We start from the raw sequence: 12,795 nt of genomic DNA on the forward strand, positions 1-12,795 counted from the left end.
CTCTACATTATTTTACATTTAAAACAGTAAGCTTTGCATCTTCTTTCATAAGAGTTGGGGTAATGAATGCAAAGTCTGAGCTGTATAATAATTCATTAACAGCTTCTTTTGCCTGCTCTTTAGATTCATATGAATCTGCTAATTCGACATCAAAACTTGTGGCAATGCTATCGTACAATCCATCAGCTTCTTGAGAATTTGATACTACAAAACCATAAAAATCTTTTTTATTGAGCAAAGAGCGAACCATGATTACCCATTTACCCTCAGATTTAGAAACTTCATGAATTGTCTGCTCTGTTGTCCCGTTCACCAAAGACTTTACAGTTACTTTCTTAGATTCTACATCCTCGAATCCTTGGTATAGTGCAACTGGTGCAGCATTACCATCAATTACTAGTAAACTATTACTCTTAAACTTAAGACTATCTTCATAAAAATCTCTAACATTTTCATTGTTTACTAGAGCATATTCATCCTTTTCAGGGTCATATCCGAGACCATAATTGTTTAAACTATATGCGCTTCGTTGTAAAATTTTTACCAGTTTTAGATATTCAGTCATTCCTTTAGGTAGTACAATAATTGTACCTTCATTTGAGGGCACAAATGTATAGACATCAAAGCCATTTTCTTTTAGTTCTTTTACATATTGTTTCATGATTATTCTCCTTATAATCTAGCTAAATAACTATTCACTTCAATTTGCTTTTTACTATTTTTATCAGATAATAAACTACTAATATTACTGTGGACTTCTTTTGTATCTAGAAAACTCTTAGAAACTACTTCATATCTATCGATGTCATTTAGTCCGTCAAAACCAATTATATTATCAGGAACATTAATATCATGTTTACTAAATATCCCCTTAAGTACTGATACAATTTTATCACTAATTCTAGAGTTGTAAGTTGCATATGATTGTCTTAACTCTAGTTTACCTTCTGCTTTGCGTTTCAACTCTATTGAGATATAAGACTGGTGCAAACTAAGCTTTTTATCATTCTTATAATCTTCTGGGTTCTTAAGAGATAAAATTAAATCTTCCCCTTTAGCTACATTCTTGATATACCCAGCTAAACAATTTGATTGCGAGGTAGCTTCTTTCTGTATCTCTTTACCAGAGCGTAATAGAACTAATGGGTAGTCTACTAATTTTCCTTCTTCTCTAACCTTGTACACACCTTCCAAGTCTTTAAACTCTTCTGTAATATTTGCAATATCACTATCATGTGCATCTGACGATTTCATAGCCTTAGACGCAATATCATGCGCAACTGATAAGTATTTGGGGTACATTACGAACCCCTTTATGTTTCCAACTAATTGAATGTAGTCCCTATACATAGAGAATGCATTAGACATTGTTTGAATTCCTTGGTGTTGATACACATCAATATAGAGATATTTTATAAGCTTATCAAGATTAATGTTACTGGTATGCAAAGATAATGTTTGACATGCGGATTTAAAGTATTCAATTCCTCTATTTAGGGTTAATTGGTCATATAAATCGTTGAAATCATCAATATACCCATACTCTCTTGAATATTTTTGCATAATATCAATTACTTCTTTTAATGCTCTCGGTGATTTGTACCAATCTTTATGTTGAGTTACTTTATTAACTGAATAATCAAACTCAACATTTCCTTCCTCGCCAAAGTCTTTACTAATATCAGATGTAAAGAAGGAAACTGATTTTAAGTCATCATTTGACATATCAGCTTTTGTAAATCCCATGTACTTTAAGATATTTTTGTAAGTAACTTTTACTCCATGATTTTCCATAACAGTAATGTAATACATAATTCTGTCAACTGCTGTTTCAACATCACCGAAACCACGACCATCAGACATTGAACTAGCAATAGAGAAAACAAGTTCGCTGTGAGGTGTTACAAGGCTTTCTAAAATACCATCTGATATTGTAGTTAGGCTATTGTCATAAAAACCCTTTTTACGATAAACAAATTGCATAAAAACATTACCAATATCTCTTAAATAAATAAGATTATCATCCCCTATCTCACTAATGATTTGCTTATTTCTAAACACACGGTTTAAGTTTTGTGAATTATGTGTTAGGGGTTGCTTTTTGGCATTCCAGATATTATAAGTACCTTCTGGGTAACTTATCCTAAAGAAAGTTATTAATGATTTCTTTCTGCCTGAAGTTTTTGTTTCAACAACACCTGCAAATACTCCTTTTGTAGATTGTGTGATTACTGCTCGCTCTGATACGTTTCCCATATAATCTGAATCATACACAGTGAAGAACTCTTTTGTTTTTAGCTCTTCTAGGTATTTATCCTTATCAAAATCAAATTCTGTCATATTATCTTCCTTTCTGTATACAGATACTATATCATAGATTATCTTTAATGTCAATAGAGTAAAATCAAGCTTTAAAATTACCTCGAATTCTAAATAACTTAAACATCATTAGCACAGAAGTGAATAAAGTCATATAGGTCAGGATTTGGAAACCGCTTGCAATGTAAGGCTTAATAGCAATAATTGCTGAATCTAGGCTAATCACATTAAAGTAAATACCTGAAATAATCAGTAACACAACTACTATGAAAGAGATTAACCCAGAGCTATGACTTTTAGATACCCCACTTTCAGCCGCATACTGCATAGCCCAAGTATCAGAACGTTCAGATTTAGATAATTCTTTCCAAGACTTTAGATGAACATATAAATCAAACCAGATTGAAAATTCGGCTGATATAGTTGTAATTGATAATAAAACATCAATAAATCGATGACGGGGAACTTTTATTGATATGATAGTATTTAAAATTGCACTAAATACTAGAGGAATAGCCCAAATCCAAGACCATTTGAAATCACCTAATGCCACTGATGTGGGTACTAGTATTAAGAGCATTACTCTAATTGCCCCATTCATAAATAAAGTTAACTCTTCTATCCAATTTTTTCTTGCATAGTTTGTTGACACACCTGCCTTAGTTGTGTAGTCAAGCTTTCCAACTGACCATTTCAGTTGCTGAGATACATAAGACTTCATATCTTTCATAGAATCAACATAGCATCTTGCAGATACACTAATGACAGGTTTCCAACCTAGTTCACGTAGCTCTTGTGTTAGTAACAGGTCTTCAGTATCAGTAGTATTATCATAAACACCATTCAACTTAAAATGGTTATATATTTCTCTCAATGCTTGGGGTCTAAATAAGGTACACTGACCGCCGAGAATAGAAGCAGAAAATCCATTTGTCTTTTGTTCTAGAGTCCATGAGGCAAAAGATTTATTCTGTTGGGCTGTAATAAACCTAGCTATAACACCGCCATGTTTACCTTCATTTATTTTATCTTCCCCTTCTACGTCATATGCTAATATTCTACGTTTTGATTCTGGCATAAGCCTTTTATAATTGGCTGAGACACCTCCAATGTTATACTTTGAGTTTAATTCTGAGTATAGAGTAATTAAGCAATCTTTATCTAGATAAACATCAGCATCTATTCCCATAAAAGCTACAATATTATTAGACGTCTTTAAATGCTCCTCTGATAGCTTCTCAGCCCCTTCAGACATATCGCCTAAGAATAATCTATAAAGCTGGTTAAGAGCCCCTGCCTTTCTTTCGTGGTTATCTACAGTATCTAATGCATATATATTTAAGTTATGGGAGTTTTCTTTAATAACCAACTCCGTATCATCTGAACAGTTATCTAGTGCAATAAAAACATCCAGAATACACTCATCTGGTATCTTTAATTTTGATAGGCTATCTAATGTGCTTTTGATTGACTTTTCTTCGTTATGAGCAGGAAGCATAACTGCTATTCGGCTTGATACTGGGTCATTAAAAATTCTATTATTGACAGCATCATTATAAGTAATTTTACGAAACATTATTATATTCCTCTTTCTTTTAGTAAATTCATCATACCACACACAAAATAAAAAAGCAACTCCTATTTTAGGAATTGCTCATGAAATTAGCCCAATGATTGTAACAGGTTCCGATATAACTTTCTTCTCCACCTATTTGAACTGTGTCACCATTATACACAGGTTTACCATCCCGGAGCCTTAAATTGCAAGTTGCTTTTCTATTGCACCCATTAACTGAGCAAGATGTCTTTACCTCTACCAAGGTATCACTATCTTCTATCCAAGCTTGTGTGCCCTCAAAAAGCTTGTTTTGGAACGTCTTTAAAAGACCATAAGCAATTACACTTAAGTTGTGTAAACGGGCGTAAGAAACGATTTTATGAACGATTTCTGGTGATATGAATTGAGCTTCATCTACCATGATTACCTGAGAGCAACCTTTTTCATTAAAGTATTTATCAAGGTAATCTTCAATTTCCATATCATCAGATAAAGTTAGGTCTGCTTCATAGCTTAATCCTATTCGAGATGAGACTGTTTTAACACCATCCCTATCATCGATTGCAGGCTTAATTAGTAAAGGCTTAATGCCTTTATTTAGATAAGTATGATGTGTCATTAATAATTGTGCAGATTTCGATGAATTCATGACACCAAAATTAAAAATAATTTTGCTCATTGTATACCTTTCTAAATTAAACGACCATCATACATATTAGGGTTAATATCTAAGAAATCAAAATTTGTTAACTCTTCCGGTGTTTTAACTGATGCATCTGCTGACATGGAAATCATAAGATTAATAGGGTCTTCGTGAGCATCTCCTTCAAAAACACCTACGACAGGCTTATGAGAGGCTACGGCATATCCAACCTCTACAGCAGTGCCAGTATCTTGGTCTTTTACAGGGAAAAGGGCAACGGTCAAATCTGTATTGTCAATCCCCCTTAAATCAGCCTTATATGTCATACTAGCCCACTCATAATCGGGCTCAAACTTACCATCAACAAATGCATTACCGCCATACTGATGCAAAAGTGGAACGTGCACATGAGAAACAGTAGGGTTTAACAAGAGCGCTTGATAAGCCTTAACTAGTAAATCTGGTTGATATTCTCCCCACCAACCACCAGCCAAATAAATAGTCCTTGCACCGTTTTTCTTAACTGGCTGTGACTGAATGCCAACTAATTGTGAGCCTTCGAGAGTCACCTCATGATTTACATACCTTGAATGTAATGATTCTAGTGCTTTTTGTACTTCTTCTTCTGTCAATTGTTATTCTCCTATTATTTACGTTATACATTAATCATATCACAATACTTTACTATTGTCAACAAACCATTTACCATTAAAAAATGCCGTTGATGCATTGATTGTATATAAAATATATGTTACCGTCATTATAAGTGCAGTGCTATCTCTTGTCTGGTAATAGGTAATTGAGAATAAAATAACTTGAAATATGTTTTGAGCTCCCCAGATAAAAAAAGATTCCTTCAAAACATAAATAGAAGTGGATATACTTGCTACAATTCCAAGTGTTGCAGCTAACACAGAAAATATAGGTCTTGGTGCATTAAGAACAACTGTTTCTAACCAAAACAAAGATATATAAATTACTACAAATTCAAATGGCAATACTACTTTATAGAAAAGACGGTTCTTAATAGAATTTGGTTCTCTATCACTTGAGTACTTTCTATTAAATATGAGAGGCAGATTAAGGAAAACTATAAACAATATGTTCAATACTGTATCTGAATAGTTTCCTAATCGCCAAGATATAAACATATATATTATTGCACTTACTATTCCAACATATCCTGCAGAACTATTTCTGTTTACAATTAATACAACACTAAGAAAACCAAATACAGCGCCTACTAATGATAATATACTATACATACTAATCTTACTAACGAATAATGATAACAATATTAGTATAGATACTCCTACAAAGTATATCCAATAGCTAGACGTAGACCAATTTTTAAATGTTTTCATATTTTACACCTAATAAAAAGCCCTATTGGGCTAATTTTTCTGCTTCATTTTGAGCTACTATTTGTTTTGTCTCCTCTGAATGATGGAACCATTTTGAAGCAAAGACACCAACTAAGTCATTGACAAGGAATAACATATAGGTAAAGAACAATACCCAATTAGCATCTCCTGATAGTGCTGTATGACCCCAAAGAATAACTTGCAAAGCGCCTTGAATTAACCAAAATGCAAATGCTTCACCAAAACGGAAAGTAGTTAAAATTGCTCCAACAGCCCCAGAACCTAGTACTAATGAGTCTGATATAGGTCGTGGTGTGTGAAGTACCTGTGTTTCAAACCAATATGCCAATGCAAACAAACCAATTCCGACAATGGCTAATACAGGATACCAAAATTTCTTACCGTGTTTTTCTCCACGAATATCTGTTTCATGAATAAAACGAATTTTCTTCTCAACATCTTTAGACCAAGCCGGCATAGTAAGAACTGGTAAATCAAGTACTAAAATATAAAATCCTTGTAGAATTGCATCAGCTGGATTTTTAGCTACTAAAGCAGCTATAATGTATAAAATAGCTGATAGAATTCCGCCAACACCATTAACAGGTCTAGAGTTAGTAATTCCGCCAATAGTCCAAATTGAAAGGATAGAGGCAGCATAAGTAACAAACGTTACCCAAGATACAGGGTGTCCCATGAAGAAAGAGATATAAATATTTCCGATAGCTGCAATAACAATTAGCCAATAGGAAATCGGATTCCATCCTTTTGTCTGTTCAATATACCATCGAATTGAGAATAAGTCTCTTAACGATACTGCTTTTTCTTGCGTATTTTGCACGCCTGCATTAGATGTTTGTTGCATCTATACTCCTTTTGATTTAGGTTACGCTTAAGCGCCCTTATCTCCCTTATATGGGGTTCTTATTTATTAAGTAGTTTAATGCTTGCTCAGGCAAATTTCTATTTAACTGCGGTAACTAATATCTTATCTTTTCCTACAATTACTTTAAACTCACTCCAAGACATTAAAGAATTATCAGCATATAACTTATCTAAAATAACATCTTGTATCTTATAAGCTAATCCCTCTTTGTATCCGTGCTCACTTGAATTTTGTTCAGAATGTGTTAACTTATAGTAATCTTCTGTATAAAAGTAATTCTTAAATAATGTATCAATATCTGTACTAGCTAGTGATACGTTAACTGATTCTTTATGAGAATTACGATTGATAATGTGTGCTGTGGCTTGAATAATTTTACGAAGCTTCTTGTCTGCTTCATCAGTGAATCCAGAAAGTTCTTGATAACTGTCTTTAGCAAACCTGATGTTCTTTAGACTATTTGCTTCTGATGACATATGAAGCTTTGAGTCTTTAAATTTAAGGTTGCGAGCTTTTCTCTGATAATGATATACAGTACCAACAAATGAATATCTCTTTCCAAATTTCAGTGCAGATAGAATAGCACTTCTTTGAGATTTACCTACTTTTGGTGTTGGGATTACCAAGTGCTCAATATTTCCGTCAAAATTAGGTGATGTAACATCTTTAATAACCATTCTACCTGTATTAAACACATCATTACTTTTTCCAGTCGATTGATAACTCATTTTTAATTCTACTAATCGACCTTCTATGCGTATCTCCTTACCAATTAAATGAGAAAGTTCTTCTCTAGACTTATCTTTTTGCTTCTCTTCATTATATACTTCAATACGGTTATTATTAGCCATTGCGTTTACCTCTTCCTTAATTTATGTATATATCATAACATAGATATTTACATAAGTCAATAGAAAAAGCTACCCTGTTTGAATAGCTTAATTATTCACCTTTGATTGCTAACCATACTCTCTTAAACAATCCCTTTTTAACATAGGTATCTTTAATTGGAACTTTGTTGTACTCAATTTTTTTATGGTCAGAAGGGTTTTTTCTTTCTAGATAATCACTCTTAGAAAGACCTTCATGATATCGTTTAAAGTTCATTGCAATCGCTGGTGCATTCATCCCAAATTTACTCATAGTTTCTTTTAGACTATGGGTTAGGTAATATTTTGCAACAATAGATTTATCTTTAATTTTAATTGCATTACTATTACCCTGTTCTAACTTTGAGAAATCTTGCTTTGGATTCCCATTGTGATACTCTTTAAAGATATTCGTAATAGATACATATGAGATACCACCAAATTTATGGCTTGTCTCTCTTAGGCTATGTGTTTCGTAATATCGACAGATTTCTAATCGATTAGAGATTTTAGGTCTACCTTTAACAGCACCTGTTTGTAGCTTTTTTGCTATGTTCTCTTTGTTAGTTTGAGATAATACCGATTCTAAACTCTCTACCATTAACTATATTCTCCTTTTTTTATTGGTAATGCACATACTCAGATTCGAACTGAGGCTCATGACTTAGGAAATCATTGTACTATCCAACTATACTATACGTGCAAAATAAAAGCTTATTTATTAAGCTCTGATATAACTTTTGTTGCTTCTTTTTTAGTTAACTTACTTGTATCATCAACTTCTCTGTTAACTAATTCTGATAGCCAATCCAACCCCAAATCTTTGGATTCCATTTCCTTATTAATTCTCCACAATTGTTTTGAAGTAACAGAATTTGCTTGGGCTAATGCTAGTTGACCATCTCGTGCTATTTTATATAAATCATTTAGCATTTTCTCTGAGAAATCATCAGTTGTATATTCAGACAAAACATCTCTTAATTCTTCTGGTGTCAATATATTATCTCCTACTTAAATAAGTCTATCACAAATTAACGGTAATGTCAATACACTATTCCATTACTGAAAATAAGTCATAATTTTCTAACTCATCCGCATGTTCTTGTTTGAATTTAGTTGCTTGTTTAAACGTTAGATACTGTTCATCTGCATATCTACCGCCTCTCGCACCTAGATATTCATCTGTACGTTTATCTTGTATGACAAATTTTCTATTCTTCAGTGATTCGATATCGTTTTTATCCATCATAAACCTTTCTTAGCTTATTTATAATATTAGTATAGCATACAGATGTAAAAAAGTCAATAAAAAATAGCCTCATTTCTGAGACTATCAATTTATTAATATTTCAGAGTTTGTCCTGGGTAGATTAAACTAGAAACACCGTTAACACTTTGTAGATGGCTAACTGTCGTTCCAAGCTTTGATGCAATTAACCATAGGCTATCACCAGAGCGAACTGTATAACTACGATAAGATGTTGTCGAAACATAATTACCTGATACTTTTAGGACTTGACCTACGTAAATGTAATTTGGATTACTAATCCCATTTAATGAGGCTAATGTTGCTGTACTCATACCATATCGTGAAGCAATTGTACTTAGGTTATCGCCAGAGCGAACTGTGTATGTGCTTGCTGTAGCTACTGAAGTTGAACCAGATAGCTTTAGGACTTGACCTACATAAATGTAATTTGGATTACTAATCCCATTTAATGAGGCTAATGCTGAAGTTGTCATGCCGTGACTAGCAGCAATTGTACTTAAGTTGTCACCAGAGCGAACCGTGTACGTTGAAGATGAAACACTAGGAGTAGATGAAACTTTGCTTGCTGAGCTTGCAGTAGCTATAATTTCAACATCGCTCTTGTTAATCCACGACATTATACCACTTAGTAATACCTTATTACCTGAGATTTGAGCAACTGAGTAAGACTTACCTTTTACCCAAGTTGGGATAGCTTCTCCTGATGCCCAATTATTTGCACTAAAGTTAACCTTAACAGTATTTCCTACCTTAATGTCAGCCTTTGCTGTGTTGTTGGCTGTTTGACCAGCATTGGTGGCAGGTGTACTTGTTTCTGGCTTTACGATAACTTTACCTGTATCTGTAGTAGTTGACTTCTTATAACCATTATCAGTGATACCTGTTAGGTCAATGTTACCATCTAGTCCGCCAGCAACATAAGTAGATGTAAACTGGAATACACCAATATTTTTATAACTTGGGAAGTAATTATAATTTGGGTAAGGAGTAACCGCATAATTAGGGTATTCTGCTAACCATAGTTGAACACGATTGGCGATACGGTTAAGGTCTGTGCTACTCTGTAAATAGTTTAGATATCCATATACCATAGGTGTATAACCAGCAGCTTGAATTCTATCAATAGCGTGCATGATTACATCTGTATTTTGATACCCATCTTCAACGTCAAGAGCTACAATAGAACCCTTAGGAGTTTGAATCTTTGGTAAGAAGTAATCTAATACATAATCTGCTGTGGCATTAGAAGTAACATTCTGCCACCAGATATAAGAATGCATTCTTTTACCTTGAGCAATACCTGATGCTACTTGTGTGTTATATGTGTACTGTGTATAAACACCTGCTCCTGCATATCCTCCGATTTGAGCTATGGCAAACTTATCTGTACCATAACCAAACTGACCATTCATTCCTTGATACTTACTCCAGTCAACGCCTTGGTCTCCCTTGGCAGCGAATACAGAAGTACTAGCAAATGGAAGGACTAACAGAATAGTTGCTAAAAACAGCAAAAATCTGCGCTTAATTATTTTCATAATAAAAACTATATTTCCTTTCTTGGCTGTTCGCCTACTAAGGTAATATAGTCTTTAAAGGTGATATTACTTGCTATTAGATATCTTAATTAACAAATCTCTTGATAACACGTAGGCTGTTAATTTCCCACTAATCGCTGCTCTAGCGTAAGCATCATCATCAGAATTTGTTGATAACTTTTCTAGTCGGCTGATAACATCATTCAAAAATTTAATTCCGTCTTCAACAGATGAGACATTTTCTATATCTGCCATATCATATCCTCTCCAAAGAATACTGAGGAAACAAATATCTTTTACGCTTTAACATTACAATGTATTCTGGTACATATTTTGATTTCCAATTCTCTTCTTTTACTAATTCTACTATTGTCCCATTACCTCCGACATGACTTTCATATTCATTATGTAAATAGGCAGTGGGAATAACTTCTACTTTTGTCTTGACTTTATAACTCGGTTTCATTTAGGCATCCTTGTGTGCTAACCTAGCACCAGCTTCAGATGCAATAGCACCAACGATATCATCAGAAAAGGTTGTGACTTCATTATTACGAGTATCTAATTCTTTAATGATACCTTGTTTAATTTTATCAATATACCCAAAATTGGTAACTCCAATCATTCCTGATAAGAATGATATGCCAACTGCTAGTAATTCATCTGTACCAAAAACGCCAATATCATTAGACACAATAGTTTGAAGCGGTTCTGGTAATTTACCTTCATTTGCCATATCATCTAGTGCAAAACCAACCATAGCATTATTTAATACTTCACGTTTATGCATAACTCTGTCTACGCTACTAATCGCCATTCCCATAGTTAAGCCTTCTACATAGGATGATTGGTTGTCAAATGTTATCTTTGCAATATCTTCAATTGATATTCCTCTGCTATTCAAGGATTCAACTACAGAACGATAAGCCAACGTGTCGGGATACTTTATTCTATTTTTGTCCACGTTTCTGTTCCTTCTACCTTTCTAAATTTATCTTGGTTATTTTTTCCATTAGATAAATATAGTAGGGTATTCTGTTCTGTATACTTGTCTAACAGCAAATCTGAGTCCTCTTCCTTATAAACTTCTAAGGTAAATGAATGATTTGTAATTGGTTCTGTTCTTATAGGATTACCTGATAGAGACTCTCGATGTTTGATAAAGAATAATCCATCTAACTCACTAATACTACTCAACTTATCAAAAATAGCATCAGTAATGTCCTCTTCATATCCTGAGACTACCTGTGTCAACAAAGTTATTTCGTTAAAAACTTCATTGTCTTCTGGTAATGCCAACCGAATCGTATAAAATCTTGAGATAACATAGTTATCATTTTTGACTGTTTCTTTACCAGGCTTAATGATTAGTAGTTTCTTTAACTGTAGATGTTCCTTAACGATGTCTACAATCTTTTGTGCCACAGAATCATAATCTTCTTTAGAGGGAATAGTGTCAATTAGTTCTCGTACTACACCTACGTTATTTTTGTTTTCCATTTTTTCTCCTTAATAGTAAGTACTATCATATCACTTATTACTTTATTTGTCAACTAAGTAGTTTATCTATATCATTGAAACTTATTGTAGCTCTGCCATTTTTATCTAAAGTCATATTATACTTAGAAATTAAAGGTGAATTTTTAAAATCCGGAGATAAAGATAATGACTTTTTGCCTTTCTTGGCTCTTCCTAATAGTATCAAGAAACCTCTTGTAAATACATTAAATACATTACTATCTGATGCAACAGATTTAATCATAATGTCACTATTACTTACTTCATAATAAACAATCCCTTTTATTCCCTCGGAGTCAGAAAAAGTCAAGCATTTCATAGAGCTATCTGATAACTGTCCGACCTTACCACTAAGCTTTTTGTATGACTTTACAACAGAAGGGCTTTCTGAATCCTCATCTGAAAACGAGAGTTGAGAAGCCATTACGTGATGAGAACTTGATTGAGAACTAGTAGTCTTTTTATCTTTATCTTTATTCTCATCATTTGGGTCTACATAAACTGTTGTTGTCATCTGTTTACCATTACGCATAACAGTTTTTTTAGTAGCAACAAGACCTGACAAGTTTTTATTACCTCCCTTGTACATCGGAACAAGACTTGGTAATACAATGGCTACATATGCGCCATAGGCATCAAAGCAGCCTGTGTTATCTATGTCCTCTTTATAGATTGTTGTTAACTCAAAATTATTGGCTATAATTTCATTCTCAGAAAACTGTGCCAATCCTTCTTTTAACTTTGTATAACTATCTGTATATTGAGACAGAAGCGTTCTTGTCATTTCATCTTTATCCATTATACTACTAGTATAACATATTTTATATAAA

At 33.4% G+C, this 12,795-nt stretch carries 17 protein-coding genes and 1 tRNA gene; all 18 read right to left on the bottom strand.

Annotated elements, in window-relative coordinates; translation table 11 throughout:
- Positions 1-7 precede the first annotated feature (7 nt).
- Positions 8-661 carry a hypothetical protein gene (locus RND61_RS14875; protein WP_315878421.1) on the bottom strand — a complete coding sequence of 218 codons (654 nt, stop codon included), beginning with the start codon at positions 659-661 and terminating at the stop codon, positions 8-10.
- An 11-nt stretch (positions 662-672) separates the two neighbouring features.
- Positions 673-2,340 carry a PcfJ domain-containing protein gene (locus tag RND61_RS14880; RefSeq protein WP_315878422.1) on the bottom strand — a complete coding sequence of 556 codons (1,668 nt, stop codon included), beginning with the start codon at positions 2,338-2,340 and terminating at the stop codon, positions 673-675.
- A gap of 64 nt (positions 2,341-2,404) precedes the next feature.
- Positions 2,405-3,895 (bottom strand): glycosyltransferase, encoded by a 1,491-nt coding sequence (locus tag RND61_RS14885; RefSeq protein ID WP_315878423.1) that lies wholly within the window; start codon positions 3,893-3,895, stop codon positions 2,405-2,407.
- A gap of 67 nt (positions 3,896-3,962) precedes the next feature.
- Entirely contained in the window at positions 3,963-4,556 is a 594-nt protein-coding gene (locus RND61_RS14890) for a thymidine kinase (protein WP_315878424.1), read from the bottom strand.
- A gap of 11 nt (positions 4,557-4,567) precedes the next feature.
- A complete protein-coding gene (locus tag RND61_RS14895; protein ID WP_315878425.1) occupies positions 4,568-5,152 on the bottom strand; it encodes a nucleoside 2-deoxyribosyltransferase in 585 nt (194 codons plus the stop codon).
- A 39-nt stretch (positions 5,153-5,191) separates the two neighbouring features.
- Positions 5,192-5,785 (bottom strand): nicotinamide riboside transporter PnuC, encoded by a 594-nt coding sequence (gene pnuC, locus RND61_RS14900; RefSeq protein WP_315878426.1) that lies wholly within the window; start codon positions 5,783-5,785, stop codon positions 5,192-5,194.
- A 121-nt stretch (positions 5,786-5,906) separates the two neighbouring features.
- The gene (gene pnuC / locus RND61_RS14905; RefSeq protein ID WP_315878427.1) at positions 5,907-6,749 is read right to left on the bottom strand and encodes a nicotinamide riboside transporter PnuC; all 843 of its coding nucleotides are present in this window, start codon (positions 6,747-6,749) and stop codon (positions 5,907-5,909) included.
- A gap of 98 nt (positions 6,750-6,847) precedes the next feature.
- Entirely contained in the window at positions 6,848-7,621 is a 774-nt protein-coding gene (locus RND61_RS14910; protein WP_315878428.1) for a hypothetical protein, read from the bottom strand.
- A 91-nt stretch (positions 7,622-7,712) separates the two neighbouring features.
- A complete protein-coding gene (locus tag RND61_RS14915) occupies positions 7,713-8,240 on the bottom strand; it encodes a hypothetical protein (RefSeq protein ID WP_315878429.1) in 528 nt (175 codons plus the stop codon).
- 29 nt (positions 8,241-8,269) lie between these two features.
- Positions 8,270-8,342 (bottom strand) — tRNA-Arg (locus tag RND61_RS14920).
- 11 nt (positions 8,343-8,353) lie between these two features.
- Positions 8,354-8,635 carry a hypothetical protein gene (locus RND61_RS14925; protein WP_315878430.1) on the bottom strand — a complete coding sequence of 94 codons (282 nt, stop codon included), beginning with the start codon at positions 8,633-8,635 and terminating at the stop codon, positions 8,354-8,356.
- 55 nt (positions 8,636-8,690) lie between these two features.
- Positions 8,691-8,888 carry a hypothetical protein gene (locus RND61_RS14930; RefSeq protein WP_315878431.1) on the bottom strand — a complete coding sequence of 66 codons (198 nt, stop codon included), beginning with the start codon at positions 8,886-8,888 and terminating at the stop codon, positions 8,691-8,693.
- Positions 8,889-8,980: 92 nt separating this feature from the next.
- Complete coding sequence (locus RND61_RS14935; protein ID WP_315878432.1) at positions 8,981-10,447, bottom strand: LysM peptidoglycan-binding domain-containing protein; 1,467 nt, start codon at positions 10,445-10,447, stop codon at positions 8,981-8,983.
- 66 nt (positions 10,448-10,513) lie between these two features.
- Positions 10,514-10,702: a hypothetical protein gene (locus RND61_RS14940; protein WP_315878433.1), complete on the bottom strand. Its 189-nt coding sequence runs from the start codon at positions 10,700-10,702 to the stop codon at positions 10,514-10,516.
- Between the two features lies 1 nt (position 10,703).
- The gene (locus RND61_RS14945; RefSeq protein WP_315878434.1) at positions 10,704-10,913 is read right to left on the bottom strand and encodes a hypothetical protein; all 210 of its coding nucleotides are present in this window, start codon (positions 10,911-10,913) and stop codon (positions 10,704-10,706) included.
- Positions 10,914-11,411: a phosphatidylglycerophosphatase A family protein gene (locus RND61_RS14950; RefSeq protein ID WP_315878435.1), complete on the bottom strand. Its 498-nt coding sequence runs from the start codon at positions 11,409-11,411 to the stop codon at positions 10,914-10,916.
- Positions 11,393-11,947, bottom strand: coding sequence for a hypothetical protein (locus RND61_RS14955; protein WP_315878436.1), 555 nt, complete (start codon positions 11,945-11,947; stop codon positions 11,393-11,395). The genes RND61_RS14950 and RND61_RS14955 overlap by 19 nt, the downstream gene beginning before the upstream one ends.
- Before the next feature lie 49 nt (positions 11,948-11,996).
- Positions 11,997-12,764: a hypothetical protein gene (locus tag RND61_RS14960; RefSeq protein ID WP_315878437.1), complete on the bottom strand. Its 768-nt coding sequence runs from the start codon at positions 12,762-12,764 to the stop codon at positions 11,997-11,999.
- Between the last annotated feature and the right edge of the window lie 31 nt (positions 12,765-12,795).

The organism is Streptomyces tamarix (assembly GCF_032423885.1).
In the GTDB taxonomy this organism is placed as follows: Bacteria; Actinomycetota; Actinomycetes; order Streptomycetales; family Streptomycetaceae; genus Streptomyces; species Streptomyces tamarix.

Excerpts from the sequence above, each read along its gene's own strand:
- RND61_RS14910 (WP_315878428.1), bottom strand. The coding sequence starts at position 7,621 with ATGGCTAATAATAACCGTATTGAAGTATATAATGAAGAGAAGCAAAAA.
- RND61_RS14945 (WP_315878434.1), bottom strand. The coding sequence starts at position 10,913 with ATGAAACCGAGTTATAAAGTCAAGACAAAAGTAGAAGTTATTCCCACT.
- RND61_RS14890 (WP_315878424.1), bottom strand. The coding sequence starts at position 4,556 with ATGAGCAAAATTATTTTTAATTTTGGTGTCATGAATTCATCGAAATCT.
- RND61_RS14880 (WP_315878422.1), bottom strand. The coding sequence starts at position 2,340 with ATGACAGAATTTGATTTTGATAAGGATAAATACCTAGAAGAGCTAAAA.
- RND61_RS14915 (WP_315878429.1), bottom strand. The coding sequence starts at position 8,240 with ATGGTAGAGAGTTTAGAATCGGTATTATCTCAAACTAACAAAGAGAAC.
- pnuC (WP_315878427.1), bottom strand. The coding sequence starts at position 6,749 with ATGCAACAAACATCTAATGCAGGCGTGCAAAATACGCAAGAAAAAGCA.
- RND61_RS14940 (WP_315878433.1), bottom strand. The coding sequence starts at position 10,702 with ATGGCAGATATAGAAAATGTCTCATCTGTTGAAGACGGAATTAAATTT.
- RND61_RS14930 (WP_315878431.1), bottom strand. The coding sequence starts at position 8,888 with ATGATGGATAAAAACGATATCGAATCACTGAAGAATAGAAAATTTGTC.
- RND61_RS14955 (WP_315878436.1), bottom strand. The coding sequence starts at position 11,947 with ATGGAAAACAAAAATAACGTAGGTGTAGTACGAGAACTAATTGACACT.
- RND61_RS14885 (WP_315878423.1), bottom strand. The coding sequence starts at position 3,895 with ATGTTTCGTAAAATTACTTATAATGATGCTGTCAATAATAGAATTTTT.
- RND61_RS14875 (WP_315878421.1), bottom strand. The coding sequence starts at position 661 with ATGAAACAATATGTAAAAGAACTAAAAGAAAATGGCTTTGATGTCTAT.
- RND61_RS14960 (WP_315878437.1), bottom strand. The coding sequence starts at position 12,764 with ATGGATAAAGATGAAATGACAAGAACGCTTCTGTCTCAATATACAGAT.
- RND61_RS14935 (WP_315878432.1), bottom strand. The coding sequence starts at position 10,447 with ATGAAAATAATTAAGCGCAGATTTTTGCTGTTTTTAGCAACTATTCTG.
- pnuC (WP_315878426.1), bottom strand. The coding sequence starts at position 5,785 with ATGTATAGTATATTATCATTAGTAGGCGCTGTATTTGGTTTTCTTAGT.